Origin of the sequence: Gordonia hydrophobica NBRC 16057, assembly GCF_001592365.1 — a bacterium.
In the GTDB taxonomy this organism is placed as follows: Bacteria; Actinomycetota; Actinomycetes; order Mycobacteriales; family Mycobacteriaceae; genus Gordonia; species Gordonia hydrophobica.
Genome location: NZ_BCWU01000012.1, coordinates 40,122 through 65,801 on the forward strand (window position 1 = coordinate 40,122; position 25,680 = coordinate 65,801).

22 protein-coding genes are annotated in these 25,680 nt (G+C 65.5%); 10 read left to right on the forward strand and 12 right to left on the reverse strand.

The genetic code is table 11. From position 1 onward, the window contains the following. Nucleotides 1-39: 39 nt before the first annotated feature. Nucleotides 40-720 (reverse strand): helix-turn-helix transcriptional regulator, encoded by a 681-nt coding sequence (locus GH2_RS17600; protein WP_066171090.1) that lies wholly within the window; start codon nucleotides 718-720, stop codon nucleotides 40-42. 79 nt (nucleotides 721-799) lie between these two features. Between GH2_RS17600 and GH2_RS17605 the strand changes: the two genes are divergently transcribed. The 4 genes from GH2_RS17605 (at nucleotide 800) to GH2_RS17620 (ending at nucleotide 4,224) form a co-directional block, all read left to right on the forward strand. Further along, the gene (locus GH2_RS17605) at nucleotides 800-1,333 is read left to right on the forward strand and encodes a DUF2231 domain-containing protein (protein ID WP_066171313.1); all 534 of its coding nucleotides are present in this window, start codon (nucleotides 800-802) and stop codon (nucleotides 1,331-1,333) included. A gap of 33 nt (nucleotides 1,334-1,366) precedes the next feature. After that, nucleotides 1,367-1,774, forward strand: a complete 408-nt coding sequence (locus tag GH2_RS17610) for a hypothetical protein (protein ID WP_066171092.1) — start codon at nucleotides 1,367-1,369, stop codon at nucleotides 1,772-1,774. An 80-nt stretch (nucleotides 1,775-1,854) separates the two neighbouring features. Continuing rightward, nucleotides 1,855-3,555 (forward strand): fumarate hydratase, encoded by a 1,701-nt coding sequence (locus GH2_RS17615; protein WP_066171316.1) that lies wholly within the window; start codon nucleotides 1,855-1,857, stop codon nucleotides 3,553-3,555. A gap of 123 nt (nucleotides 3,556-3,678) precedes the next feature. Then, nucleotides 3,679-4,224 carry a Uma2 family endonuclease gene (locus tag GH2_RS17620; RefSeq protein ID WP_066171095.1) on the forward strand — a complete coding sequence of 182 codons (546 nt, stop codon included), beginning with the start codon at nucleotides 3,679-3,681 and terminating at the stop codon, nucleotides 4,222-4,224. Between the two features lie 129 nt (nucleotides 4,225-4,353). On the opposite strand, the gene GH2_RS17625 is transcribed toward GH2_RS17620, so the two are convergent. The 8 genes from GH2_RS17625 to GH2_RS17660 all read right to left on the reverse strand — a co-directional run bounded on the left by GH2_RS17625 (nucleotide 4,354) and on the right by GH2_RS17660 (nucleotide 13,746). Next, nucleotides 4,354-5,115, reverse strand: a complete 762-nt coding sequence (locus GH2_RS17625; RefSeq protein ID WP_066171098.1) for an SDR family NAD(P)-dependent oxidoreductase — start codon at nucleotides 5,113-5,115, stop codon at nucleotides 4,354-4,356. Nucleotides 5,116-5,151: 36 nt separating this feature from the next. After that, on the reverse strand, nucleotides 5,152-7,131 hold the full coding sequence (locus tag GH2_RS17630) for an oxidoreductase (protein ID WP_066171102.1): 1,980 nt from the start codon (nucleotides 7,129-7,131) through the stop codon (nucleotides 5,152-5,154). 42 nt (nucleotides 7,132-7,173) lie between these two features. After that, nucleotides 7,174-8,628 carry an aldehyde dehydrogenase family protein gene (locus GH2_RS17635; RefSeq protein WP_204701040.1) on the reverse strand — a complete coding sequence of 485 codons (1,455 nt, stop codon included), beginning with the start codon at nucleotides 8,626-8,628 and terminating at the stop codon, nucleotides 7,174-7,176. 30 nt (nucleotides 8,629-8,658) lie between these two features. Next, nucleotides 8,659-9,651 (reverse strand): PDR/VanB family oxidoreductase, encoded by a 993-nt coding sequence (locus GH2_RS17640; RefSeq protein ID WP_084247600.1) that lies wholly within the window; start codon nucleotides 9,649-9,651, stop codon nucleotides 8,659-8,661. Nucleotides 9,652-9,673: 22 nt separating this feature from the next. Further along, nucleotides 9,674-11,065 (reverse strand): NAD-dependent succinate-semialdehyde dehydrogenase, encoded by a 1,392-nt coding sequence (locus GH2_RS17645; RefSeq protein WP_239589105.1) that lies wholly within the window; start codon nucleotides 11,063-11,065, stop codon nucleotides 9,674-9,676. Then, on the reverse strand, nucleotides 11,062-11,859 hold the full coding sequence (locus GH2_RS17650; protein ID WP_066171108.1) for an SDR family NAD(P)-dependent oxidoreductase: 798 nt from the start codon (nucleotides 11,857-11,859) through the stop codon (nucleotides 11,062-11,064). Before GH2_RS17650 ends, GH2_RS17645 begins: the two co-directional genes overlap by 4 nt. A gap of 85 nt (nucleotides 11,860-11,944) precedes the next feature. After that, nucleotides 11,945-12,664 (reverse strand): FCD domain-containing protein, encoded by a 720-nt coding sequence (locus GH2_RS17655; RefSeq protein ID WP_084247601.1) that lies wholly within the window; start codon nucleotides 12,662-12,664, stop codon nucleotides 11,945-11,947. Beyond that, nucleotides 12,661-13,746, reverse strand: a complete 1,086-nt coding sequence (locus GH2_RS17660) for an aromatic ring-hydroxylating oxygenase subunit alpha (RefSeq protein WP_066171114.1) — start codon at nucleotides 13,744-13,746, stop codon at nucleotides 12,661-12,663. Before GH2_RS17660 ends, GH2_RS17655 begins: the two co-directional genes overlap by 4 nt. Before the next feature lie 450 nt (nucleotides 13,747-14,196). Between GH2_RS17660 and betT the strand changes: the two genes are divergently transcribed. Next, a complete protein-coding gene (gene betT, locus GH2_RS17665; RefSeq protein WP_066171118.1) occupies nucleotides 14,197-16,311 on the forward strand; it encodes a choline BCCT transporter BetT in 2,115 nt (704 codons plus the stop codon). Nucleotides 16,312-16,383: 72 nt separating this feature from the next. On the opposite strand, the gene GH2_RS17670 is transcribed toward betT, so the two are convergent. Further along, nucleotides 16,384-17,790, reverse strand: coding sequence for a class II fumarate hydratase (locus GH2_RS17670; RefSeq protein WP_066171121.1), 1,407 nt, complete (start codon nucleotides 17,788-17,790; stop codon nucleotides 16,384-16,386). A 105-nt stretch (nucleotides 17,791-17,895) separates the two neighbouring features. Here GH2_RS17670 and GH2_RS17675 point away from each other — a divergent pair, with 105 nt between their 5' ends. After that, nucleotides 17,896-18,438, forward strand: a complete 543-nt coding sequence (locus GH2_RS17675) for a Uma2 family endonuclease (protein WP_066171124.1) — start codon at nucleotides 17,896-17,898, stop codon at nucleotides 18,436-18,438. Nucleotides 18,439-18,442: 4 nt separating this feature from the next. Here GH2_RS17675 and GH2_RS17680 read toward each other — a convergent pair whose 3' ends face one another. Then, on the reverse strand, nucleotides 18,443-19,408 hold the full coding sequence (locus tag GH2_RS17680; protein ID WP_066171126.1) for a siderophore-interacting protein: 966 nt from the start codon (nucleotides 19,406-19,408) through the stop codon (nucleotides 18,443-18,445). 173 nt (nucleotides 19,409-19,581) lie between these two features. On the opposite strand from GH2_RS17680, the gene nagE reads away from it, so the two are divergent. Then, nucleotides 19,582-21,633, forward strand: a complete 2,052-nt coding sequence (gene nagE, locus GH2_RS17685) for an N-acetylglucosamine-specific PTS transporter subunit IIBC (RefSeq protein WP_084247602.1) — start codon at nucleotides 19,582-19,584, stop codon at nucleotides 21,631-21,633. Here the strand turns inward: nagE and GH2_RS17690 are convergent. Continuing rightward, nucleotides 21,626-22,246, reverse strand: coding sequence for a phosphoribosylanthranilate isomerase (locus GH2_RS17690; protein WP_066171132.1), 621 nt, complete (start codon nucleotides 22,244-22,246; stop codon nucleotides 21,626-21,628). The genes nagE and GH2_RS17690 overlap by 8 nt on opposite strands. Nucleotides 22,247-22,359: 113 nt before the next feature. Between GH2_RS17690 and GH2_RS17695 the strand changes: the two genes are divergently transcribed. From GH2_RS17695 to GH2_RS17705, 3 genes are read left to right on the forward strand one after another with little or no spacing between them, the layout of a single operon-like run. Continuing rightward, a complete protein-coding gene (locus GH2_RS17695) occupies nucleotides 22,360-22,971 on the forward strand; it encodes a TetR/AcrR family transcriptional regulator (protein ID WP_066171135.1) in 612 nt (203 codons plus the stop codon). A 40-nt stretch (nucleotides 22,972-23,011) separates the two neighbouring features. Next, nucleotides 23,012-24,169, forward strand: a complete 1,158-nt coding sequence (locus GH2_RS17700; RefSeq protein WP_066171137.1) for an acyl-CoA dehydrogenase family protein — start codon at nucleotides 23,012-23,014, stop codon at nucleotides 24,167-24,169. A 40-nt stretch (nucleotides 24,170-24,209) separates the two neighbouring features. After that, nucleotides 24,210-25,631 carry a YibE/F family protein gene (locus GH2_RS17705; protein WP_066171142.1) on the forward strand — a complete coding sequence of 474 codons (1,422 nt, stop codon included), beginning with the start codon at nucleotides 24,210-24,212 and terminating at the stop codon, nucleotides 25,629-25,631. The last annotated feature ends 49 nt before the right edge of the window (nucleotides 25,632-25,680 follow it).

The following is a 25,680-nucleotide window of genomic DNA, read 5'->3' on the forward strand; positions in this document are numbered from 1 at the left end:
ACCGCGCCCGAGTCGTGACGACCACCGGGAATCAATCCGCTACCGCCGGGTGATCCGCACGCAGCAGTAGCCCTCCTGCGGGTCGAGCCGCGGCCGAGTCGCGTCGCCGAGCACGCCCGACAGCAGATCCAGATTCATCCCGCACACCAGTCCGGTGTGAGTCTTCGCCAAGGCATGGAACGGGCAGTTGACCAGGACGATGTCGTCGCCTTCGATGCGCGGCTCGTACCCGCACTCGGTGAGTGCGGCCAGCAATTCCTCATCCGTCGCGTCGTCCGGCACGCCGATGTCGCGCCCCAGATCCGCTGCGCCCCGAGCCAGGCACGCTCGCGGCGACTCCCCTGTCCGATCCGCATCCTCCACCGCCTGGGCCAGCAAGGCACCCGCGATGTCGTACGACCGCCCGGGCAGTTCCACGCTCACCTCCCGCGCGCTCCGTCGGTACAGCTTCGACGGCCGCCCGGCACCCGGCCCGCTGCGACCGCTCCGTCGTGCGAATTCCACGTCCAGCAACCCGGCGTCGGCCAGCTTCTCCAAATGGAACGCCGCCGTCTGCCGTGGGATCCCCAGCGCCTCACTGACCTCGTCACGGCTCACCGCGTCACGTTTGGGGCAGACGAACTCGTAGATGCGGCGGCGGGTCGGCTCATCGAGGACCGACACCGCGGCGACGTCGTCCGGATCGGGTCGTGCACGGCGGAACCGAGAGAAGAGAGCCATGCCCCCATTGTAAAACCAACAATCGTGGGCGTAATGTCACCTCTAATGACGATACTTATGATTTTTAGAGGTGATCTCGATGGAAAGCACTCCTGACCGGGCGAAACATCCTGCCAGCGCTGCGCTCGCCGGCCCGTACGGGCACCCGTACCACCCGATCCTGGTGACCGTTCCGATCGGCGCGTGGGTCACCAGCCTGGTCTTCGACGTCGCGTCGCACATCGTCGCCGATCCTGCGTTCCTGAACCGCGGCGCGCTCTGGCTGATCGGCATCGGCGTGCTCGGCGCGCTCGCCGCAGCGACCGTCGGGTCTCTCGATCTGCTGATGATTCCGACGCGGACGCCGGCGTTCCGCACGGGCATCTGGCACATGAGCTTGATGCTCGCCGTGACCGTCGGCTTCGGCGCGGGCTTCGCGTGGCGTGCCGTGGGAATGCTCGACGGCCCGGTGCCCTTCGGCCCGCTCGTGCTCACGGTGATCTGCCTGGTGGTCCTCACGATCGCCGGGTCGCTCGGCGGCAAGCTCGCCTACCGCTACGGCGTCCGGGTGGCCGACGAAGCCACCCAGGCCACCGGGTTCCTGGGCGCGGAGCGTTCAGCGAACACGTATTGAAACCGTTTCAACAACAGAATGGAGTAGAGCACCATGGACATCGCAGCCCTGATTCTGTGGGTGATCACCGCGGGTGGCGGATTCGTCCTCCTCGCCAAGTGGTTGATGGGAGGAGGCGCCAAGCCGGGTACTACCAGCCGACTGCCCGCGCCGGTCGTCTTCGCGCACTTTCTCGTCGCCGCTGTCGGCCTGGTCCTCTGGATCGTGTATCTGATCGCCGACGTGGACGCGCTCGCGTGGGTGTCGTTGGCCTTGCTGGTGCTGTTGGCGTTGACCGGTTTCGGGATGGTCGCACGGTGGCTGCCGAGTGTTTCGCGGGATGCGGGTGAGAACAATCCGCCGGAGAAGTCGTTCCCGCTCGCCGTCGTCGCGGCGCACGGCGTCTTCGCGGTCGCCACGATCGTGACGGTGGTGCTGACCGCGGTCGGCATCGGCGGTTGACGCGGCAGCGCGCGTGCCTTCCGTCGGCCTACCACCGGCGGCGGGCGGGCGCGCTCAGCAGGAGAGTTACCATGCAAGTCGTGAGTGAATCTGCTTCAGCCCCCGAATTCCTCTACTCCGACCTGCTGCCGATCGGTGAAGACGAGACCCCGTACCGCCTCATCACCAAGGAGGGAGTCTCGACGTTCGACGTCGACGGTCAGACCTTCCTCAAGGTGGATCCCGAGGCCATTCAGAAACTGACCGCGGAGGCGATGCACGACATCAGCCACTATCTGCGGCCTGCGCATCTCAAGCAGCTCCGCAAGATCATCGACGATCCCGAGGCGTCGGGCAACGACCGCTTCGTGGCGCTGGATCTGCTGAAGAACGTCAACATCTCGGCGGGCGGTGTGCTGCCGATGTGCCAGGACACCGGCACCGCGATCGTCATGGGCAAGAAGTCCGAGGGCGTCCTGACCGGCGTCGAGGACGGCGAGTGGATTTCGCGCGGCGTGTACGACGCGTACACCAAGCTCAATCTGCGGTACTCGCAGAACGCGCCGCTCACCGTGTACGAGGAGCGCAACACCGGGACCAACCTGCCCGCGCAGATCGAGATCTACGCGACCGAGCAGGGACCGAAGGGCCCGGAGTACAAGTTCCTGTTCATGGCCAAGGGCGGCGGCTCGGCCAACAAGTCGTTCCTGTTTCAGGAGACCAAGGCGATTCTGAACCCGAAGCGCCTGCTCGAGTACTTGGACGAGAAGATCCGGTCGCTCGGCACCGCCGCGTGCCCGCCCTACCACCTCGCCGTGGTGATCGGCGGCACGTCTGCTGAGTTCGCGCTCAAGACCGCGAAGTACGCCTCGGCGCACTACCTGGACTCGTTGCCCACCGAAGGCAGCATGGCCGGGCACGCGTTCCGCGATCCGGAGCTGGAGGAGGAGATCTTCAAGCTCACGCAGTCGTTCGGCATCGGTGCGCAGTTCGGCGGCAAGTACTTCTGCCACGACGTCCGCGCAGTCCGACTCCCGCGCCACGGTGCGTCGCTCCCCGTGGCGATCGCCGTCTCGTGTTCGGCCGACCGCCAGGCGCTCGGCAAGATCACCGCGGACGGGGTGTTCCTGGAGCAGCTCGAGACCGATCCCGCTCAGTACATGCCCGACACCGGTACCGCCGAGGACATCGCGGGCGGCGAGGTCGTCGAGATCGACCTCAATCAGCCGATGGATCAGATCCTCGCTGAGCTCTCGAAGCACCCGGTGAAGACCCGACTCTCGTTGACCGGCCCGCTCGTCGTCGCCCGCGACATCGCACACGCGAAGATCAAGGAGCGCCTCGACGCCGGCGAGCCGATGCCGGAGTACCTGAAGAACCACCCGGTGTATTACGCCGGTCCCGCGAAGACTCCGGAGGGCATGGCGTCCGGCTCGTTCGGCCCCACCACCGCGGGACGGATGGACAGTTACGTGGAGCAGTTCCAGGCTGCGGGCGGTTCCATGGTGATGCTCGCCAAGGGCAACCGCTCCAAGCAGGTCACCACCGCGTGCGATACCCACGGCGGCTTCTACCTCGGCTCCATCGGCGGCCCCGCGGCACGTCTGGCGCTCGACTGCATCAAGAGCCAGGAGGTCATCGAGTACCCCGAACTCGGCATGGAAGCCGTGTGGAAGATCGAGGTGGAGAACTTCCCGGCCTTCATCGTCGTCGACGACAAGGGCAACGACTTCTTCACCGATCCGGGCGGCAGCGTCAGCATCCCGCTGAGCGGGATCAGGATCCGGTCCAAGGAGCGCTAGCACCTCCGCATCGCATCAGCTCCGTACTTCTCTGCGAGGAGAAGTACGGAGCTGATGTCGTTGATGGCGAAGCTGCGGACAGCGCGGTTGGCCTGCTCGCGCCCCGAACCTAGACTCGGGTGCATGACCGCACAGACACAGCCTCGCGAGCTTCTGTCGCTTGCGCAGTGGGACGCCCTGGGGGAGGACGATTCTGCGCGGTCGGAGCTTCAGGAGGGGGTCCTGATCGTGTCACCCAAGGCAAGAATCGAGCATCAGAACGCGATCGCTCGGCTCTGCGCCGCGATCCTCCCACAGCTGCCGAGCGACTGGCACGTCGCGGCAGAACCGGAACTCGTGCTCGAAACGAAAACTCCTGCGACGGTCCGCATCCCCGACGTCGTCGTTCACTCGCGTGCCAGTGGGCCCAGGCTCGTCGCCCAGGACGTCGCACTCGTCGTGGAGGTTCCCTCTCCCGGCACCCGCGGCACCGACCTGGTGATGAAGCGTCATGAATACGCGGCCGCACAGATCCCGAACTACTGGATCGTCGACCTCACGACATCTCGCCTGGAGGCGCTGTCCCTCGTCGCGGGCGAGTACGTGGGCGACTGGGGCGACGGCACCGTCACCACGGACGGCCCCGTCACCGTCACCCTCGACCCCGAGGCACTCTTCCCTGCGCGATGAGCGCCTGATTCCACAGATCCCACTCACGCTGTCGCCGGGTCGACGTGAGCCGACTCGGTTCGCGGCCAGTAGTTCAGTGGTCACCGGTTGTCCCGATCGGCATTCCGGCACAGTCCGCCGAGCATGAACTCAATGCCATTCGAAGGCACGGCCCGCTGACAGCGCACCGTCGACGACGAATGCCTGCCCGGACAGGTACGACGCGTCGTCGCTGGCGAGGAAAGCCGCCATCGATGCGATGTCCGACGGCTCTGCGAGGCGATTGTTGAGCGGCATCTTGCCCGTCATGCCTGCGCGTACCGCAGCCGGATCGGCCTGGCTCTCGAAGTACTGTTCGGTCATATCAGTTCGGACGTACCCCGGGCAGATCGCGACGGCGCGGAGGCCGTCGCGGCCGTGATCGAGGGCGATGCACTTGGTGAGTTGCAGAACCGCGGCCTTGGACGTCGAGTAGACCGCGAGATCGGGCTCCGCCCAGTAGGCGTTGATCGACGCTTGGTTGATGAGCACGCCTTTGGACTCGATGAGATGCCCGATGACCGCCTTCGACATCAAGAACACCCCCTTGACGTTGACGTTCATAACGAAGTCCCACTCCTCTTCGGAGGTGTCCGGGACCGACTTCTCGATCTCGGTGCCCGCGTTGTTCATGACGATGTCGAGGCGACCGTACTTCTCGACCACCTTCGCCACCACTTGATTGACCGATTCTGCGGAAGTGACGTCGAGGTGCTCGAACTCGATGTCGGGGCGGTCGTCGAAGGTCGGGTCAATGATGCTGGCGTTGACCACGGTGGCGCCGTCGTCGGCCAATCTGCGGGCGATGGCCTCGCCGATTCCACGGCTCGCTCCGGTGACGATGGCAACTTTGCCTGCGAGACGATCAGACATGGGTACTCCTTGCGATTGAATGAAGCTGATGGGCTGTCAGATGTTCCAAGCGGCCTTGAGGCCTTCGAGGATGGCCTCCTCGACGGTGCGGGGTGCGACGGCGTCGCCGATCGCGATGACGTCGCAGCCGACGTCGTCGAGTTCGCGGACCAACGAGTTCTCGGGCAGTGGGCCCAGCGAGAACACCGTTGCAGCGACGTCCTCGACCATCACAGGCTGCCCACTCAGGCGATGCTGCAGGTAGACGGTGTCCTCATCGACTCCCATGACGCGAACGTTGGTGACGATCTCGACCCCCGCAGCATGCGCCGCAGCGAGCATGTCGTCGCGAACGTACTGCTGCAACATCTCCCCCGCCATGTACCCGTCGACGCAGAGGACTGCCTTACGACCCTTCTGCACGATCATCTGCGCTACGCCGAGGCCGATCCAATCGCAGCGCCAATCAGCGATGACGATGCGTCCGTGCGGCAGTTCCACGCCACCGACCACATCCCGTGCCTCGAGAATCGTCGGTTCGTCCATGATCTCGATCTCCGGTTGACGAGGGACCGAGCCAGTCGCGACGATGACGGCATCGGGTGCACTGGCGCGAACGAAATCACCGTCCACGCGGTGTCGGGTCACGATATTGACTCCGGCGCGTTGCGCCTCCGCGATGATGTTCGTTGCGGCACCGCCGAATTCGGCCCGTCCAGGAAGCTGCTCGGCAAGCAGAACCTGACCTCCTACACGGCGCTCGGCCTCATACAAAGTCACCTCATGTCCGCGCTGGGCGGCGACTGTCGCCGCCTTGAGCCCTGCGGGTCCGCCGCCGATGACCATCACTGATTTGCGGCGCACGACAGGGTTCGGCAGGTCGTAGACGAGTTCCCGCCCGCTCTCGGGACGTTGGATGCACGAGATCGGATAGCCGGCGTGATGGTGTCCGATGCAAGCCTGGTTGCAGCCGATGCACGCGCGGATGGAGTCGAGTTCGCCATCGAGTGCCTTGTTCGGCATCTCGGGATCACAGATCAGGGCGCGAGTCATCGCGCAGAGATCCGCCTGCCCGTTCGCCAACACGGTTTCGGCATCCTGCGGCTGGTTGACCCGGCCGGCGACCATCACCGGAACGTCAACGATCTTCTTGATCTGTGCGGAGATCGGCGCTGTGTAGCCGACCTGCTGGGACATCGGCGGCACGATGTGGACGGCTCCGCCCAGTGTCGCCGAGGTACCTGCAGTGACGCTGATGTAGTCGAGCAGACCGTCGGCGTCGAGGTCCCGGCATGCCTGGACCACTTCGTCGATCACCAGTCCGTCCTCGCTCATCTCCTCCCCGGAGATCCGCAGGCCGACCACGAAATCGGGTCCTACTCGGTCGCGGACGGCCCGGACGGTGTCCCGAAGGAACCGTAGTCGGTTCTCGTAACTGCCGCCGTATTCGTCGGTCCGCTGGTTGAAGCGCGCATTGAGAAACTGGGCGGGGAGATATCCGTGACTGGCGACGATCTCAGTACCGTCGAGCCCTCCCTTGCGCATGCGCTCCGCACCATCGGCGTAGCCGGTGATGACTTCGTCGATCATGTCTTTAGGCATCGCCGCGGGCACCTGGTGAAAACGGTCGTTGATGGCGTTCGACGCCGAGTAGGCGACCGGCCGCGAACCGTCGAGCGACTCCATCATCTCCCGTCCCGGGTGGAACACCTGTCCGAACACCTTGGTGCCGTACGGGTGCACTGCCTCGGCGATGCGACGGTATCCGTCGATCGCCGAGTCGTCCGTCGCCATCAGCATGTGCGTGGTGTATCGGGCCGTCTCGTGAATGCCGCTGACCTGCAGGACGATGAGTCCGACCCCGCCTGCAGCGCGAGCGCGGTGGTAGGCGACGAGTTGGTCGCTCACTGCACTGTCGACAGACATGCCGGTGTCGTGCCCGGACGACACGATGCGGTTCTTGACCGTCACCCGACCGATGTCGATCGGGGACGACAGCAGCGAGAACTGCGTGCTTTGGATGGCGGGTGCAGACATCGGTCTACTCCGTTCGAAGTCGTAGGGCGGTGATCGGTGGACTCAGCCGAGCTTGATCATCACGTGTTTGACCTGCGTGTAATCCTCGAGGGAGTACATGGACTGGTCTTTGCCGTAGCCGGAAGCCTTGAATCCGCCCCACGGCATCTCCGCTGCCATCGGCATGTGGTCGTTGATCCATACGGTGCCGAAGTTGAGGACACGGGAGGCTTCCATCGCGGTACCGATGTCGCGGGTGAACACGGACGACGCGAGCCCGTACGGTGTGTCGTTCGCCAACGCGAACACGTCGGTGTCGTCGTCGAACGGCTGAACGTCGACCACGGGGCCAAAGATCTCGGTCTTCGCGAGGTGGTGCTCGTTGGCGACGCCGGTGAGAACCGTCGGCGCGACGAATGCCCCGCGCTCTCCCAATGCTCGGCCGCCGGTCAGCACCTGAGCACCTTCCGAGACGGCGCGGTCGACGAGGTCGAGGACCTCGCGCTGCCGAGCCGCGTACGCAACCGGCCCCATCTCGATGTCGTTGCTCGATGCCGGGTCGCCGACGTTCAGCGACTCCGCCTGGCCGACGAGCTCCTCGACGAGACGGTCGTACACCGTGCGGTGTGCGAACACACGCGCAGCGGCACCGCAGTCCTGACCGGAATTCCAGAAGCTGCCGACCTTGAGGACCTGAGCAGTCTGGACGGGATCGGCGTCGCCGAACACGATGACCGGAGCTTTGCCTCCGAGCTCGAGATGCACGTGCTTGAGCGTCTCGGCGCCCCGCGCCGCGATGCCCTTGCCGGTCGGAGTCCCGCCGGTCATCGACACGATGCCGATGTCGGGGCTCTCCACCAGCGTGTTGCCGACCGCGGCGCCAGAACCGAACAACGTGTTGATGACTCCGACCGGAGCGGCATCGCGGATCAGAGCCGCGAGACGAAGAGCGGTGAGCGGAGTCTGCGTCGCGGGCTTGAGGACCACCGTGTTGCCCGCTGCGAGCGAGGCGCCCAGCTTCCACGCAGTGATCATCAGCGGGTAGTTCCATGCCGAGATGAGGCCCGCGACACCGATCGGTTCACGACGGATCATCGACGTATATCCGTCGACGTACTCGGTGACGGCCTTCCCCTCGAGGTTGCGTGCGGCGCCGGCGAAGAATCGGAAGCAGTCGGCCGCGCCGGCCACTTCCTCGGTCGCGGCAGCCAGTGGTTTGCCGACGTTCAGACTCTCCAGGCACGCGAGGTCCGACGCGTTCGCGTCGATGGCGTTCGCGATGTCCAGGAGGACTTCGGCCCGTCGTGCGGGAGTCGAGAAGCGCCAGGTCCTAGCTGCACGGCCTGCTGCTTCGATCGCGGCATGTGTGTCTTCGACCGTGGCCGACGGCAATTCGACGATGGTCTCACCCGTGGCGGGAGCCACCACTGCCGTCTTCGCACCGGACATCATGGCGAACTCGCCGTCGACGACGCTGGACAGGTCGTTGACGTCGAAGGAAATTGTTTCAAGAGTCACTGGTCTATCCATTTCTCTCAAGGTCGGGATCTACAGTTCAAGGACGAGCCGAGGACACGCGGCACGCGAAACGCACAGCATCATGCAGTCGTTCTCCGCCTTCTCCGCCTTGGACAGGACGACGTCACGGTGATCCGGGATCCCGTCGAGCACCCCGGTCTCGCACGTTCCGCAGGTCCCCTCTTCGCAGGACGACGGGATGTCGAACCCCTTGTCGTTCAGCGTGTGGAGAATCGATTTGTCCGCGGGGATCGTGACCACCTCGCCAGTACTGTCGATGACGACTTCGAACGCCTGGTCACGTGAGCTGTCAACCGTTTCTGCGGCGAACTGCTCGGCGAAGAACGTCCAGTCCTGGCCCTCGCTGCGCGCTTCGATCGCATCGATGAGGCCGGTCGGGCCGCAGACGTACACTGCTGTGTCGGCATCGCACGAGTTCAACAGCGACTCCAAGTCCAGAAGACCGGACTCCGAGTCGACGTGGACCGTGACGTGATCGGTGGGCAATGCGTCCACCTCGTCCGGAAACGGCAATCGATCGGTACTGCGTGTGCAGCCGACGAACCGCCAGTCGCCCCCGGTCTCGGCGACGGCCCGAACCATGGGCAAGATCGGCGTGATGCCGATCCCACCGGACACGAACAGGTACTTCGTGGACTCTCGTAGTGGAAAGTTGTTTCGCAAACCGGTCACGACGAGGGTGTCTCCGGCCGCCACTGCGTCATGGATGTAGGCGCTGCCGCCTCGGCCGGCCGGCTCGCGAAGCACTGCGACGCGCCAACTCGCGGTGTCTGCTGGGTCGCCGCACAGCGAATAGTGGCGGATCAGGTCGCCGCCCGGTGCGGGAAGTCGAAACTCCAGATGAGCTCCGGGCGCCCACGCCGGCAGCGGCGTTCCGTCGATACTCTGCAGCTCCAACGCCACGACATCCGTCGCGACATCCTCCTTGGCCGCCACAGTCAGCAGCATCTCGTCGGTGCCCAGATCGCCGATCGTGTGAGACCGGCCGATGGTGGTAGTCATCTCAGCCCTCGTCTTATCGTCGTCAGTCCGGAATGGTCACGGTCTGAACGTTGACGAATTCGCGGAGACCGTACGCGCCGAGTTCACGACCGAAACCGCTGCGCTTGACGCCACCGAACGGAATATGCGGATCCGACGCGGTCATCCCGTTGATGAAGCAACCGCCGGTGTCGAGGCGGGCTGCGATCGACACTGCACGATCACGATCTCCGCACCACAGTGCTGAGCTGAGGCCGTACGCCGAGTCGTTCGCCACACGGATCGCTGCGTCCTCATCGGCCACGCGGATCACCGCAGCGACCGGACCGAAGGTCTCCTCCTGCATGATCGGAGACGATGTGTCGGCCACTTCGACGATTGTCGGCGGATAGAAGGCGCCCGGCCCGTCACTACGGGTGCCGCCCACCAAGACCGTGTCCCCATGTGCGACGGCGCGGGTCACCTGATCGTCCAGTTCGTCGCGGAGTTCCACGCGTGACATCGGACCGACGTCGGTGGACCGGTCGAACGGATCGCCGATCGTCAATGCCTTCGTCGCTGCCGTGAACGCTGCAATGAACTCGTCGGCGACGGCGTCGGTGACGATGAAACGCTTGGCGGCGATACAACTCTGGCCAGTGTTCTGGAAGCGGGCGTTGACCGCGACCTGCGCGGCGGCGTGGACGTCGGCATCGTCGACGACGATGAAGGCGTCGCTCCCGCCCAACTCCAGGACACACGGCTTGAGCGCCGCACCTGCCGCGCCACCGACCGCGACCCCGGCACGCTCACTGCCGGTGAGCGTCGCCGCTGCGATTCGGTCGTCGGCGATCACCATGCTCGCGCTGGGACCGTCGAGCAGAAGGGTCTGGACCACGCCGTCACCGAGCCCTGCGTCGTCGAAGATCTTCTGGAGCGCCAGCGCACACCCGCTGACGCTTTCCGCGTGCTTGATGACGAGGGTGTTGCCGCCGGACAGGATCGGTGCCGCAGCCCGCATCACCTGCCAGATCGGGTAGTTCCACGGCATGATCGCGAGCACCGGTCCCAACGGAAGGAACTGCACGAATGCCTCGCGGCCCACCAGCTCGGCGGGTTCGGGGGCGAGCATATCGGCGGCGTGGTCGGCGTAGAACTCGCACACGCCCGCTGACTTCTCGATCTCGGCTTCCGCCTGGGCGATGGGCTTCCCCATCTCAGCAGTGATCAGCGCAGCCAAGCGGTCGGATCCAGCACGGATCGCCGCCGCCATCGCATGCAGTTTGGCGGCACGGGCGTCGACGGTCGTCGTGCGCCAGCCCTCGAAGGCCGTGCGAGTACGTGTCAACGCGGCGTCGATCGCTTCCGGGCTGTGTGCGCTGTACTCGGCGATGGTCTCGCCGGACGCCGGATTGACGCTACGGATGGGTCGTGCGGCCACTGTAGTGGTCATCATGAGTGCTGCCCTTCGGGACGGAGACGGCTGAGGTCAACGGTGCGGCCGGCGGTGAGTCCGCCGTCGAGCACGTAGCTCTGTCCGGTGGCGAACGATGATTCGTCGCTTGCGAGCCAGAGCGCCAGATTGGCGATGTCGGCCGGGTAGGACATCCGGTTGAGAGGATGAATCGATGCGGCCTGAGCGCGCGCTTCGTCCGGATCGTGCTGCGCGTCGAAGAACTGGCTGAGCATGTCGGTGAGGACGTAGCTCGGGCAGATGGCGTTGGCTCGAATGTTCTCGCGACCGTGATCGATCGCCAGTGCGCGTGTGAAGGCCTGAACGGCACCCTTGGAGGTGTTGTAGACGGCCAGATGCGGTTCCGCCCAGAAGCCGTCGACCGAAGCCAGGTTCACGATCGACCCGCCTCCTGCTTCCCGCATCAACGGCAGAGCGTGCTTGGCCGTCAGGAATGGGCCGCGCACGTTGATCGCCATCACCCGATCCCAGTCGTCCACACTCGTGTGTTCGATCGTGGCCTCGTACTCGACGGCGGCGTTGTTCACCAGAACGTCGAGCTTGCCGAACCGCTCGCGAACGGTGTTCATCAGTGCGATGACGTCGGCCTCGGAGCTGACATCGCCCTGCACCGAGACAGCCCCGTCGCTGCTCGACACACCCGAACGGCTCACTGCGACGACGTCGGCGCCTTCTGTAAGGAATCGTTGGACGACGGCCTCGCCGACGCCACGGCTACCGCCGGTGACGACGGCGATCTTGCCCGCCAAACGGCCGGCAGAGTTGGTTGAAGACATAGTTCACCTGTTTCGTGGCAGGACCAGATCGACCGCACCTTGGGAGGCGGGTCTGCTTTCTGTGGTTACGTGGAAGAGATTCGGCCTATTCGCCGGCGGCCGCAGGTCGTTGCTCGGACCTGCGTTCCACCAAGTCGGCCATACGGCACTTGTAGTGTTCAAGATGCTCGGTGAGCAATTCGGCACAACGATCGAGTTTGCCGCCGGCCAGAGCCTGGTAGATGGCCCGATGCTCGCTCACCAGAGGCTCGGAGTACTCCACCTCGCGGTCGGCGGCCGTGAGCAGCGAGAATCCGAACCGAACCTCATTGGTGATGCTCCGGTACAGCCGATCCAGTCGGGGGCTGCCTGCGAGATCGACGAGCAGGGTGTGGAAGTTCAGGTCAGCTGCGACGAAGGCATTCGGATCGTTCGATTCGGCGGCTTCGCCGAACGCGGCAAGCGACTGCTCGAACGTCGCCTGTTGCGCTGGAGAGAGTCCGGTCGCTGATCGGATCCCCTCCAGCTCGGCCATCAGCCGGACCCGGTAGAGGTCGCGAACGTCGTCGCCGGTGAGTTCGCAGACTGCAGCTCCCCTGTTCGGGAAATGCTGCACCAGACCATCAGCGACCAGGATCCTGATCGCTTCGCGCACCGTGTTACGTGCGACTCCCGCTTCGCGCGCCACGACCGACTCGCGCAGCGGTGTGCCGGGAGAGATGTCGCCCCCGAGGATCCGACCAAGGATCTCGTCGGCGAGCTGCTGTGCACTTCCCTTACGCTGCACAGCGTTTCCCAAGCCTGCGAACCCATCGGCAGCCATCATTCGCTCACAATACTTCGGATGAGGTCCTGGAAGTGAGCGATGGAGTGCTCGTGCTTGGTGACGAGGCGCCCCGCGTCGACCTGACCCGACTTGGCACCGCGATGCGCCGACTCACAAAGCGTCAGGTCCTCGACCATCACCTGATGGATCAACTCACTGGTCTCCTCGACGAATGTCGGGTCAGCGCCTTCCTCATAGAAGTACTCGTAGACGGCGAGCGTGTTCTCTTCATCGATTGGAATGAGCTGATTGGTCGACAGATTGCCCGGTCCGGGGTAGATGTTCAGGCTCAGAGTCGGGAACAGGAAGTTGTAACGACCTTCGCGAACTTGACGCTCGACCGTCTCGCCGTCCTCGACCGGCGGACCGAACTGGGTGGAGATCCAACCTGATTCCTCACTGTCGTAGCTGCTCAGATCGATCGTGTCTCCGAAGCTCGGATGAGCATTGGGGCAGTGATAGCACTCGAGGAAGTTCTCGACGACGATCTTCCAGTTCGCTTTGAGCCGGTACTCCTTGCGCTGCTGGAGTTTCAGGTTGTCGAGGTTGACTCCCGTGCCCTCGATGATCGCTGGGAGATCACCCATGAATTCGGCGAGCGGGGGCACGTCGTCGTTGAGCGAGACGAAGATGAACGGGCCATACGTCTCAACGCGGAGTTTCCGCAGTCCAAACTTCGACTTGTCGAAGTCCACTTCCTTACGTGTGCGCGGAGCCGACTTGAGATCGCCCTCGAGCGAATAGGTCCATGCATGGTAGTGGCAGGTCAGTGCGTCACAATTGCCGCGCTCCTCAAGCTTCACCTCGGCGCCACGATGACGGCACACGTTGACGATCGCATTGATATTGCCATCCTTTCCACGCGTGACCAGCACCGGAACATCGCCGAGCTGAATGCGGAAGAAGTCACCAGCGTTGGGAATCGAGTGCGTCGGCCCGACGTACTGCCAGAACTTGTGGAAGATCTCCTGTGTTTCGCGACGGAAGATCGCCGGATCCGAGTACCAGGAGAACGGAAGTGTCCTCGGGTTGTACTGCTCCTGCGACGTTGCAGCGGTCGCGGCATGATCGAGAATCGACAAGGCGGGCTCCTTAACTCAGGAAGTTGACTAGGCCTGGGCGGCTGAGGCCTTGAAACTGCGAGGCTGTGCAGTTGTTGAACAATCTAGGCGAGATTGTGATCCAGGTCAACCCCGAGGCCCTCGTGCGAGCGTCCCCGTGCCCCTGAAGTGCGCAGACAACCCTCGACGTCGATCCTCGGAGCCCCGCGGCAACCGACAGTTCCACACTGCCGTCGGCAATCACAGCCACCAGAGATATTGACATGGATCACATTTCTGCCATGATTGTTCAACAGTTGAGCGTGATAGGGCGGCGCACTCTCGACACCTGACAAGCTCGCCTCGACCGATGTCACCGGATCGAGGCGCTCGTGCAACTCCCTCTCTCCCGTAGATGACCACGAGTATTCGCCGCTGTCACCCGCCCTTCGCTCGAAGCAGGCCGGTCACAGCGTGACTGAACGGAAAGTTATGACAGCACAACCCGCGGTCGCGTCCGAGGACGCTCCGACAGTTCCGAAGCCCGACACCGGGGCGCCCACCGACGCCGGGTCCCGCAATATTCGAAAAGCAGTGTTCTTCCCTTCCGCAGCCGGCGCCGTCGCCATCGCGATCTGGGCGCTCGTCTGGCCCAGCGGATTCCAAGGCAGCATGAATTCCGCATTCGGATGGATCACCCAATGGCTGGGGTGGGCGTACATCCTCCTGGCCACCGGCGCCCTCGTCTTCGTCGTCTACTTGGCGGTCTCGAGATACGGGAAGATCCGTATCGGGCCGGATCACTCCCGTCCCGAGTTCGGCATGTTGACGTGGACGTCCATGCTGTTCGCCGCAGGGATCGGCACCGATCTCATGTACTTCGCCGTCTCCGGCCCGCTCACCCACTACCTCGCACCCCCGGAGGGCACAGCGGGAACCGAGGACGCTGCACGGCATGCGTCGGTGTTCACGATCTTCCACTACGGAATCAACGGCTGGGCGTTGTACACGGTGATGGGTATCGCACTCGGCTACTTCGCCTATCGACGCGGCATGCCGCTCGCGGTCCGCTCCGCCGTGTATCCCCTGCTCGGCAAGCGGATCCACGGCAGAGCAGGCGACGCGATCGACGTCGCCGCCGTCCTCGGCACCATCTTCGGCGTCTCGGCGTCGCTCGGCATCGGTGTGGTGTTGATCAATGTCGGACTCGAAGTGATCTTCGGTGTCGCGGTCGGCATTCCCGCCCAGGTCGTTCTCGTGATCGTCGGAGTCCTCGTCGCCACCTTATCCGCGGTCTCCGGCATCGACAGGGGCATCAAACGACTCTCGCAGGCGAACACCTTCCTGGCCGTGGCACTCACCGTGTTCGTGCTGTTCGCAGGAAAGACCGACTACCTGCTCAACGCACTCGTCATGAACATCGGTGACTTCGTCAGGTTCTTTCCGGGCATGACGATGGACACGTTCGCGATGGGCAGTCCCGAAGCACACGCCTGGCTCGCGGACTGGACCGTCTTCTTCTGGGCGTGGTGGTGCGCGTGGGCCGCATTCATCGGCATGTTTCTGGCGCGCATCTCCCGAGGGCGCACCATCAGACAGTTCGTCGCCGGTGTGTTGATCATCCCGTTCACCTACATTCTGATGTGGGTGTCGATCTACGGGAACTCAGCGCTAGAGATGGTTCGCTCGGGCAACACCGACTTCGGTGATCTCACTGTCAACAACCCCGAAGAGGGCTTCTTCGCGCTACTCCAGCAGTACCCGTTCTTCACCTTCATCGCCGCTGCCGCCGGACTGACGGCGTTGTTGTTCTACGTCACGTCGGCCGACTCGGCCGCCATGGTGATGTCGACGCTGACGTCGAAGATCGACGACCCCAACGATGACGGCAAACGTGCGCCGCGAGTCTTCTGGGCTGTCGCCACCGGACTCCTGACCATTGCGATGCTGAGTGTCGGCGGCGTCGGCGCGCTGCAGCAGGCCACGGTCGTGATGGCGATTCCCGCCGCCATCGTCATCGTCCTGGTCATGATCAGTCTCTTCAAGGCGCTGAGGGAGGAGGGGACTCTCATGTCCGCGGCCAGAACGTCCTTCCCCGCCGCGCTCAGCGGTCGCGACGAGAACGCCAACCATCAGTCGTGGCGGTCCCGCCTCAAGCGCGACGTCACTTTCCCCACTCCGGCCGTCGCCGATGCGTTCCTCTACTCCACCGTTGTCCACGCACTGGACGACGTCGCCGAGGAACTGCTCAAGGAGGGCTACTGCGCGACGGTCGCCGTGCTCCCCGACGAGGAGACGCCGCGCGCCGTGATCGAGATCGACTGCCACGATGACGAGCGCAAGCTGAAGTTCAAGTACGCCGTGCACAGCGAGCGGTTCAGTACCCCTGAGTACGCGCGCAGGCGCCCGTCGTCGGACTGCACGCTGTCGGCCCGTCTCGTGGTCCATCTGGAGAGCGGAGGCCAAGGCTACGACGTCATGGGTTATACCAAGCCGCAACTCATCAACGATCTACTCGACAATTACGAGCGATACCTGGAGTTCCTGCGGCTCGATCATCTGGCAACGGCATCGAACCGCACCGGAGGTCGACGCACCACGGCATAGAGTCCGCTGACCGTAGAGTTTTTACCCGCTGCGGGTAAAAACTCTACGGTCAGAGTCGTTGTCGGGCCTGGGCTACCGCTCGCGGTCGACGTTCGCCATCTTCAGCACGTCGAGGCGACGGTCCAGTTCCTCTTCGGACAGCTTCTCGCCGAGGAGACCGCGGTCGACGACGGCCTGCCGGATGGTCTTGCCGTCGCGCAGCGCCTCCTTGGCGACCGCCGCGGCCTCCTCGTAGCCGATCGCCGAGTTCAGCGGGGTCACGATCGACGGCGACGACTCGGCGAGGGTCCGCAGCCGATCCTCGTGCGCCACCAGGCCGCTGATGCAGCGCTCGGCGAACAACCGGGACACGTTGGCCAGCAGCGTCACCGATTCGAGGACGTTCCGCGCCATCATCGGGATGTACACGTTGAGCTCGAAGGCCCCGTTGCCGCCGCCCCACGTGACCGCGGCGTCGTTGCCGATCACCTGCGCCGCCACCTGGGTGACCGCTTCGGGGAGAACGGGATTCACCTTGCCGGGCATGATCGAGCTGCCGGGCTGCAGATCGGGAAGGGAGATCTCGCCGAGACCGGTCAACGGGCCCGACCCCATCCAGCGGACGTCGTTGGCGATCTTGGTCAGCGAGACGGCGATCGTCTTCAGCTGTCCGGAGAGTTCCACCAGACCGTCGCGGGCCGCCTGCGACTCGAAGTTGTCGCGGGCCAGGCTGAGGTCGTCGACGCCGGTCAGGCGGATCAGCTCGGCGACGACGAGCGACCCGAAGCGTTCGGGCGCGTTGAGTCCGGTGCCGACGGCGGTGCCGCCGATCGGGAGCTCACCGACGCGCGGCAACGCCGATCGCAGCCGCTCGACGCCGGCCTCCACCTGGCGTGCGTATCCGCCGAACTCCTGCCCCAGGGTCACCGGGACGGCGTCCATCAGATGCGTGCGTCCCGACTTCACGACGGTCCGCCACTGCGTCGACTTCTCTGCCAGCGCCGCATGCAGCTGCTCGAGCGCCGGAATCAGCTGCCGCTCAACGGCTTCGGTCGCTGCGACGTGCGTCGCCGTCGGGAAGGTGTCGTTGGAGCTCTGCGACATGTTGACGTGATCGTTGGGGTGCACTGTCACCCCGTTCGCGGCGGCGATGGATGCGATGACCTCGTTGGCATTCATGTTCGACGACGTGCCCGACCCGGTCTGGAAGACGTCGATCGGGAACTGGTCGTCGTGGCGGCCGTCCGCGATCTCCTGCGCGGCGGCGATGATCGCCTCGGCCTTATCGGCGTCGAGCAGGCCCAGATCGCGGTTGACCTGCGCGGTCGCCGCCTTCAGCAGCCCGAGCGCACGGATCTGCGTGCGCTCGAGCGGCCGGAAACTGATCGGAAAGTTCTCGACGGCACGTTGGGTCTGCGCCCGCCAGAGTGCGGCTGCGGGAACCCGCACCTCGCCCATCGTGTCGTGCTCGATCCGGAAGTCACCAGTGTCATCAGCCATGCCCGTTCCAACCGATCCGCGGGTCGAAATGTTCCAAACCGTCTCCGCGCAGACCTGTGGACAACGCGCTGGGCAGGACCGGGCGCACCGATTACAGTCGGGTTCATGACCAGGGCTCCATTGCATCCTCAACCGATGTCGTTGGAGCAGTGGCGTGCCCTGGGGGAGGACACGTCCGAGCGGTCAGAACTGCAGGAGGGGGTCCTGATCGTGGCGCCGAGGCCGCGCTTTCTCCATCAGCGACTCCTCACCCGACTCGCCTCGGAATTGATCGTGCAGGCCCCGCCCGAGTTCGTGATCGCGGCGGAACCCGAAGTGGTGTTGACCGACACCGATCGCGCAACGGTCCGTGTGCCCGACATCGTGGTGGCACGAGACCGCGACGACCTCGTCGCGCTGACCGCCGACGACGTCGTCGTGGTGATCGAGATCCTCTCCCCCGGAACCCGCCACGTCGACCTCGTCCGCAAACGCGGCGAGTACGCCGACGCGGGCATCCCCCACTACTGGATCGTGGACCCCGACGATCGCCCGAGCATCGAGCTCCTCACCCGCGACGACGGACGCTACATCGGCGACTGGCACGCCGGGACCGTCGAGGTGACCGCCCCCTTCACTGCCGCACTGAACCTCGACGCCCTGACGTGAGCGCTCACCCCTTCATGGCGACGCCCTCGCGCCAGTAGCCCATGAACGCCACCTGGGCGCGCGGGATGCCGAGATCTTTGACCAGCCGGCGACGCAGCGTCGTGACCACGCGGCTCTCCCCCGCGATCCAGTAGTAGAACTCGTCGGCGGGCGCGACCGCACCGTCGAGCGCTTCGCCGAGTCGGGAGAACGTCGGCGTCTCCCACACCAGCGCGTCGCCGGGCGCATCGACGTCGCCTGCACCCTCGCCGTCGCCATCGCCGGCCGTCGTTCCGAGATGACTGAGCACCGCAGGTCGGAGCCTCTCGCCATGCCGCACCCCGTCCCGAGGCAGCCAATGCACGGCCACGCCTTCGGGCGAGTCGATCGGCTGCGCGTCGTCGGCCGTCGGAATCTCGATGTAGGCGACGCCGCGGAGGCCGTCGGGAGCGTCCGCGAGAATGCGTGCGATGGCGGGCGCGGCGGTCTCGTCGCCCGCGAGCAGGACCTGCCCCACCGATCCCGGCGCGAACTCCACGCCGCCGCCGTCGAGCCGTCCGCGGCGCGGCCCCACCATCAGCAGTTCGTCGCCGACGTCCGCCGCGGCGGCCCAGGTGGACGCCGGGCCGGTCTGGCCCGGCACCAGGTGGAGGACGAAGTCGACGTCGACCGACGTGGCGCCGTCGTCGGCGATGCGGAGGTCGCGGACCGAATAGGTGCGCATCCAGCCGCGCTCGCTCTCCGGAATCGCGAGCCACGACCGGTGCCAGTCCGCACCGGCGGTGATCGTCGGCAGCACGCCCGACGCGGGCGGGAAGATCAGCTTGACGCGCTGGTCGAACGTCGCGCCGGGGTTGCCGAAATCAGTGAGAGCGTCGCCGCCCAGCGTGATGCGGACGAAATTCGGAGACAGTCGGTGCACCGCGTCGACTCGGGCTCGGACGACGGCGTACGGATGCTCGTCGACGATCTGGTCAGTGCGCACGGACATGTCGGGTCGCTTTCGACGTTTCGTTTAGGTCACCCTGATCAAAGTCAGGCTGCCCTAATGTATCAGTGCGACCGGCGGCCTCGATCGCCCCCGTGACTGGCGTCACCCACGATAAAGTCCGATGCAGCACACCCTCCGTTCGCAGATCGTACGACCGATTGGGACCCACCCAGATGATGAAATTCCTGCAGAACCTCGGCAAATCGATCATGCTGCCGGTGGCGGTCCTGCCCGTCGCCGCCATCCTCGTCGGTATCGCCAACTGGATCATCGGCATCAACGACGGCGAGGCCAACGTCGTCACCTCCTTCCTGCAGACCGCGGGCCTGGCGATCCTCGCCAATCTCGCTCTGCTGTTCGCGGTCGGCGTCTCGATCGGCATGGCGCGCAAGTCCGACGGCACCTCGGCCCTGGCCGGACTGGTCTCCTGGCTGGTCATCACCAGCCTGCTGGCACCGGAATCGGTGATGACCCTTCTCAACCGCGGCGTCACCACCGCACCGCTCGAAGACGGTTCCGTCGCCACCGACGGCGCCACGGTCGTGCAGCAGAACGGGCAGTGGCTGCTTCAGTCGCCCGACGTCAATGCCGCGTTCACCCCCGGCAACTTCCAGAACGCGTTCATCGGCATCCTCTGCGGCATCATCGGTGCGGCCTGCTACAACCGCTTCAAGGACGTCAAGCTGCCCGACGCGCTGTCGTTCTTCTCCGGCCGCCGGTCGGTCGCCATCGTCACCGCGGGCGTCTCGCTGATCGTCGCGCTGATCCTGCTGTTCATCTGGCCGCTGGTCTACAGCGGCCTGGTGTGGTTCGGCGAGCACATCGTCGACCTCGGGGCCGTCGGCACCGGGCTCTACGGATTCTTCAACCGGCTGCTGATCCCCTTCGGCCTGCACCACGCACTCAACTCGGTGTTCTGGTTCGACGTCGCCGGCATCAACGACCTCAACAACTTCTTGTCCGGCGACGGCACCTACGGCGTCACCGGCCAGTACATGACCGGCTTCTTCCCGATCATGATGTTCGGCCTGCCCGGCGCCGCGCTGGCGATGTACGTGACCGCCAAGACCACCCGCAAGAAGATCGCCTACGGCATCCTGCTGTCGGGCGCGGTCTCGTCGTTCTTCGTCGGAGTCACCGAGCCGCTCGAGTTCGCGTTCATGTTCCTCGCGCCGTTCCTGTTCGTGATCCACGCGGTGTTCATGGGTATCTCGATGGCCATCTCGCAGCTGCTGCCGGTCCGAATGGGCTTCGGCTTCTCAGGCGGCTTCGTGGACCTGGTGCTCAACTGGCAGAGCCCCATGGCGGAGAACCCCTGGCTCATCATCGTGATGGGCATCGGCTGGTTCTTCGTCTACTTCTTCGTGTTCCGCTGGGTCATTCTGAAGTTCCAGCTCAAGACGCCCGGCCGCGAAGACGACGAGCCCGAGGGCGACGACGACGGCGACGGCGTCTCCGCAGGCTTCATCGGCACCGCGTCGAAGTTCATCGACGCGCTCGGCGGCGCGGACAACATCCGCGAGGTCGACAATTGCGCCACTCGACTCCGCATGGAACTCGGCGACACCGGCAAGGTCGACGAGGCCGCACTCAAGAAGGCGGGCGCCGCGGGCACCATGAAGCCGGGCGGGCATTCGTTCCAGGTCATCTACGGACTCAACGTCCAGTTCGTCAAGGACGCGATGGACAAGATCATGGCGGGCGAGGTGGATTCGACGACCGTCGACGCGGCGGTCGAAGCCGTCGACGAGGCCGACGCCGCCGTCCAGGCCGCCGAGGAGCAGGCGGGCGACACCGTCGTGCTCACCAAACCGGACACCAAGGTCGTCACCCTGCGGCGCCCCATCCCGGGGTACGCGATCGCGCTGTCGGAGGTCCCCGACGAGACGTTCGCCAGCGGCATGATGGGGCCCGGCATGGCGATCGTCCCGACCTCCGGCGAGGTGGTCGCACCGGCCGACGCCACCGTGGTCACCGTGTTCCCGACCGGCCATGCGGTGGGTCTGCAACTCGCGGACGGAACTCAGGTGCTGATCCACATCGGTCTCGACACCGTGAAGATGAAGGGCGACGGCTTTGAGCCGCTCGTCAAGGCGAAGGACGAGGTCACGGCCGGGCAGCCGCTCATCAACGTCGACCTGGCGAAGATCCAGGCGGCGGGCTACGCCACCGTCACCCCGGTGGTGGTGATGAACGACAAGACCGCGACCGTCGAGTTCAGCTGACGGCCTTCGCCGCCCTCACGAATCGGCCGATCGCCGCGAGGTCCTTCACCCCGGGCGCCGACTCGACGCCGCTCGAGACGTCGACGCCCCACGGGCGCGCCGCGGCGATGGCGTCGGCGACGTTGTCGGGAGTCAGCCCGCCGGCGAGGAGCCATTCACCCGTCAATCCCAAGTCGGCGAGACCGGAGGAGTCCCAGCGCTCACCCGACCCGGGCTTGGGCGCATCCAGCAGGAGGCGACGCTCCCCGTAAGCGCCGACCGTCAGCGGCGGATCGTGCGCTAACGACGTTGCCCGCCACAGGGTTCCGAACACCTGCGCGGCCGCTGCGAAGTCGTCGGCCGCGTAGCGGCGACCGTGTAATTGCAGTGCGGTGAAGCCCAGTTCCGACGCCAGCTCGGCGGCTTCGACGGCCGCTTTGTCGTTCACCACGAGGACGATGTCGAGCGTTGCGTCGCCCGCGGCACGGGCCGCCTCGACGACCGTCTGCGCGACGTCCGCGCCCACGGCACGCGCACTGGTCTCGTTCATCACGACGCCGATCGCGTCCGCGCCCGCGTCGACGGCGGCGTGCACCGCGTCGACCGTCTTGAGACCGCACACCTTCACGTACATGCCATCGAGGTTAGCGCGACCTCGATTTGATTACTCACCGGTAAGTCGTGCTACCGTCAGGGAAATAAGCGATCGCTTATAAATCTGTCGAGAAGATCGCCTGGAGGTGAACGATGTCCGACGAGGCTGCGCACGCCGACCCGCTGAGCAAAGCGGAGCAGACCAAGCAGCGCCTCCGCATCGGTGCGATGGCGTCGTTCTCCGAACTCGGCTTCCACGGCACCAGCACGCGGCACATCGCGACGGCCGCGGGCATGAGTCCGGCCGCGGTCTATGTGCACTACAAGTCCAAGGAAGAGCTCCTCTACCGCATCTCCAAGTTCGGCCACGAAGCGATCCTCGCCGCGGTCCGCGAGGGCGCCGCGAGTTCCGAGCTCCCCGTCGAGCAACTCCGTGCCTTCGCCTACGCGCTGGCCAAGCATCACGCCGACGAGCACGTCAGCGCCCGCGTCGTGAACTACGAACTGAATGCGCTCGAACCCGAACATCGCGCGGAGATCACTGCGCTGCGCATGCAGATCGACGACGTGGTCGATGCGATTCTGCAGCGTGGCCTCGATCGCGGGGTGTTCCACACCCCGAATCCGCGGATGGCTGCGGTCGCGATCGTCGGCGGCTGCATCGACATCGCCCGCTGGTACCGCGACGGCGGTTCCTGGTCACCGGCCGACGTCGGCCAGTTCTACGCCGACTCCGCGCTCCGCATCGCGGGCGTGACCCCCTGAATCCCCTCACCATCTGTCCACCAATGAAGGAGGTGGCGCCGTGCGCCGCGAAATCTACAACGAAGACCACGAAGCGTTCCGCAAGACAGTGCGCGCGTTCATCGAGAGCGAGATCGTACCGGTGTACGACCAGTGGCTCGAGAACGGCATCGTGCCGCGCGACTTCTACCTGAAGGTCGGCGAGCTCGGCCTGTTCGGCATCGAGATCCCGGAAGAGTTCGGCGGCGCAGGCATCGACTCCTACAAGTTCGAGGCCGTCACCACCGAGGAAATGGCCCGTGCAGGCGTCAGCCTCGGCGGCAGCGCGGCACACATCCCGCTGTGCCTTCCCTACCTGCTCAAGCACGCCAACGACGAGCAGAAGGGTCGCTGGCTTCCGGGCATGGCGTCCGGTGAGCTGATGTGGGCCATCGCGATGACCGAGCCGGGCACCGGCTCCGACCTCGCAGGCATGCGCACCACCGCGAAGCTGTCGGAGGACGGCTCGCACTACGTCCTCAACGGCGCGAAGACGTTCATCACCGGCGGCGTCAACGCCGACCGGGTGATCGTCTGTGCCCGCACCTCGGCGCCTAGCGAGACCGACCGCCGTTTCGGCATCACGCTCCTCGTCGTCGACACCAAGGCCGAGGGCTACGCCGTCGGCCGCAAGCTCGACAAGCTGGGTCTGCGCACCTCCGACACCGCCGAGCTCTCGTTCACCGACGTCAAGGTTCCCGTCGAGGATCTGCTCGGCGAGGAGAACCAGGGCTTCTACTACCTGGGCCAGCACCTGCCGCGCGAGCGCCTGTCGATCGCTCAGTCCGCGTATGCGCAGGGCGCCGCCGCCATCCGCTTCGCGAAGGAGTACACGCAGGAGCGCAACGTCTTCGGCAAGCCGGTCGCCTCGTTCCAGAACACCAAGTTCGAGCTCGCCGCCTGCAAGGCGAAGGTCGACGCGATGGAAGCCGTCGTCGACCGCTGCCTCGAGGCCTACGACCGCAAAGAACTGTCTGCCGCCGACGCCGCGTCGGCCAAGTTGTTCTGCACCGAGGCCGCTGCCGACGTGATCGACCGTTGCCTCCAGCTCCACGGCGGCTACGGCTACATGAACGAGTACCCGATCGCCCGCCTGTACGCCGACAACCGCGTCAACCGCATCTACGGCGGCACCAGCGAGGTCATGCGCTCAATCATCGCCAAGGACATGGGCCTGTAGGTCTCGTCCGTCCTTCGGCCAAGGCCGTAGGCTCGGCACGGTGAGCCATCGCCTGCCGGAACCCGAGCCGACGCAGAACCCGACTCCGCCGCGCGCGGAACGGTCCCCCTCCGGACCCGTTCCTCGCGCGGCGGCGTCGTCGCACCATCACCACCATGACCACGGTGGCGAGCTCCCCGGCCAACTGGCCCGGTATGCGAAGCCGGTGGTGGTCGCCATCCTGGTGGCCGCGGCCGTCGCGGTCGGCATCGGCGCCATCGCCCTGTGGCCCAGTCACGCCGAGCGACCGATTCCCATGCAGTTCCGGTCGGTCACCGGCGGACCCATCCAGACCTTCGACGCCGAGGTGGTGTCCCAGCGCAAAGCCGACTGCTCGGCGCCGTCGGTCGGCGTCGCGTCGCCCGACCTGCCGACGCTCCCGGCGGAGCAGGGCCCGTGCCGCGCGTCCACACTTCAGCTGACCTCCGGCCCGGACCGTGACAAGTACGTGCTCCTGATGGTGGCGACCAATGCCTCGCAGACCGGTGCCGACTCCACCATGCCCGGCACCGTGGCCGCCACGACCGGTGCGCCCGACGACCCGCAGCCCGGTCAACCGAAGCTCGAGGTCAACGACAAGATCCGGGTGACCTCGGTTCCGGGGCCGGACGGCCGCGCGCTGTACTCCTTCTACGACTACCAGCGCGGAACCTCCATCATCGGCTGGGCGATCGCCTTCATTCTCGCGATCGTCGCGGTCGCGACCTGGCGCGGCGCTCGCGCGATCGCCGCGTTGGCGGTGGCGTTCGCCGTACTCGGCTTCTTCACCCTGCCGTCCGTGCTCGACGGAAACTCGGTGGTGGCCGTCGCTGTCGTCTCGGCGGCCGCCATCCTCTTCGTCGTCCTCTATCTGGCACACGGTTTCAGCATGCGCACCAGTTCGGCTCTCCTGGGCACTCTGGCGTCCCTCCTGCTCGCCGTGCTGTTGAGCGCGTTGGCGATCGCGACGATGAGCCTCACCGGCCTCTCCACCGAGTCCACCGCCAGCCTGCAGGTGTACCAGGGAACCATCTCACTGAACGGGCTCCTCCTGGCCGGCTTCGTCATCGGCACCATCGGCGTCCTGAACGACGTGACCATCACTCAGGCGTCGGCGACCTTCGAGCTCGCCGCGATGCCGGGCCAAACCCGCGCGACCGCGTTCCGCGCGGCGATGCGCGTGGGTCGCGACCACATCGCCTCCACCGTGTACACGCTGGTGTTCGCCTACGCGGGCAGCGCGCTGCCGCTGCTGTTGCTGTTCTCCGTGGCCGGCCAGCCGTTCGGATCGCTGATCACCAGCGAGGAGGTCGCAATCGAACTGGCCCGCGCCTTCGTCGGCGGCATCGCGATCGCGGGCAGCGTGCCCCTCACGACGGCGATCGCCGCGATGCTGGTCGTGCCCGGCGCAGCGGCGACGCGCACCGCATCCGCGGCGTCGTGACGACCGCCATGCCCGCGGCCCGTTCATGACGCCTGTCACCCGCCCTTGC